This is a genomic window from Azospirillum melinis, assembly GCF_013340935.1.
GTDB classification, from domain to species: Bacteria; Pseudomonadota; Alphaproteobacteria; order Azospirillales; family Azospirillaceae; genus Azospirillum; species Azospirillum melinis.
This window is the reverse complement of record NZ_WHOS01000144.1, coordinates 1-1448: the sequence shown is the minus strand read 5'-3', so window position 1 is coordinate 1448 and position 1448 is coordinate 1. Positions and strand designations below refer to the sequence as shown.

Here is a 1448-nt window from a genome sequence, read left to right as displayed (position 1 = left end):
TAGATCAATTCTTTTTTTTATGGAAAAAAGACAGGACACGAAAAGAAATGCCAGTGGCTCGGGGAGTGATGAATGAAGAAAAAGAGCGCGCCCAGCGGGGTGTTGCACCGGATGTAGTAAGACATGATAATCGGGGGGAGAAGGAATTCACCATGTGTCACCCCCCACCCCCCCGGGGGGGGGGGGGGGGGGGGGGGGGGGGATGGGCAGGGAGGATACTCGGGAAAGGGCCGCCGCGCGTCCCCCTCACCCTAACCCTCTCCCCGGGGGGGAGAGGGGATTGGTTCACGGTCCGATGCGTCGACGGGAGGCCCTTCCAATCCGTCTGCCGTCGGGGGCTGCGAAGACTCAGCCAGGATTTCGGCATCGGCCGCCGCCAACGTCTCGACCGCCTCGTCCTCTTCCCGCTTCTCGTCGGGCAGCACGGCGTCCAGCAGGCGGGCGATGTCGTCGGTGGGGCGCAGGGCGCCATAGCCGGGTGCGTTGTAGTCCCAGTCATATTCGGCGAAGCCGCGGAAGCCGGCGATGACCGGGTCGCTCGCCCAGGCCCGGCGCAGCGCTTCACGCCGCAGATCCGCCGGAACCTCACGGCGAAGAAAGCCGGTGTAGTCGCTGTCGGAGCCCAGGCTGTCCAGCGGGGGCAGGTCCGCCACCTCCTCGCCGATCTCTCCAGGCGACGGTTCGGGCGGCACCGGCTCGGGCAGCAGGGCTTCCGGCGGCGGTGCCACCGGCTCCAGCACCGGCTCCTCCACCCGCGTCTCGCGCTTCAGCCGCGACCAGCGGCCGAGGAAGCCTTCCTCCTCGCCCTCAGCCATGCTGCGGCAGTCCGGGCTTGCGATGCCGCGCCAGGGCTTCCGGGTCAGCGCGGTCGCGCTTGCGCTTGTGGAAGGGGCGCTCGACGAAATGGCGGGCGACGAAGCCGTCCATCCACAGCACCAGCGGGATCGGCAGCGGCAGCGCCTCGATCACGTCGTCGCCGGCTTCGGCATGGGCGTCGATCTCGCCGGGGTCGGCGGTGACCGCCAGCAGCTGCATCCCCGGCGCCCGCCCGCCCGGCCGCAGGATGACGTAGGCGCTGGGCGTGCCGCCGTCGAGGTTGTGCTTGTAGTTCTCGGCCTCGGTCGGGAACAGGGCGATCTCGGCGGTGCCGGCGTAATGGCGTGTCCAGTCCGGCCCTTCGGCCAGCACGCTCCAGTCGGGCAGGGTGGGGTCGGCCGGGACCAGCATCACCGGCTGCCAGCGCGCCTCGATCCACGGATTGTCGACGCGCCGACGCTCCACCACCACGCCGACGCTGCGCCGTTCGGCGCGGTCCTGGGGCGAGGCGGGAGCGGGGGGGGCGGCAGGGGGGGGGGGGGGGGCGGAGGGAGGGGACTCGCTGGGCATAGTGCGTGGTCCTGAGTGGGCGGTGCCGGACGGCCGTGAAACCGGGACCGGGTTCCCGTACC

2 protein-coding genes are annotated in these 1448 nt (G+C 70.4%); both read right to left on the bottom strand.

The window, feature by feature from the left end:
* Window positions 1–251: 251 nt before the first annotated feature.
* A complete protein-coding gene (locus GBZ48_RS35835) occupies window positions 252–815 on the bottom strand; it encodes a DUF3306 domain-containing protein (protein ID WP_174475371.1) in 564 nt (187 codons plus the stop codon).
* Window positions 808–1386, bottom strand: coding sequence for a DUF3305 domain-containing protein (locus tag GBZ48_RS35830; RefSeq protein WP_174475370.1), 579 nt, complete (start codon window positions 1384–1386; stop codon window positions 808–810). Before GBZ48_RS35830 ends, GBZ48_RS35835 begins: the two co-directional genes overlap by 8 nt.
* Window positions 1387–1448 lie beyond the last annotated feature (62 nt).

Coding starts and splice junctions, on each gene's coding strand:
- GBZ48_RS35835 (WP_174475371.1), bottom strand. CDS start 815: ATGGCTGAGGGCGAGGAGGAAGGCTTCCTCGGCCGCTGGTCGCGGCTG.
- GBZ48_RS35830 (WP_174475370.1), bottom strand. CDS start 1,386: ATGCCCAGCGAGTCCCCTCCCTCCGCCCCCCCCCCCCCCCCTGCCGCC.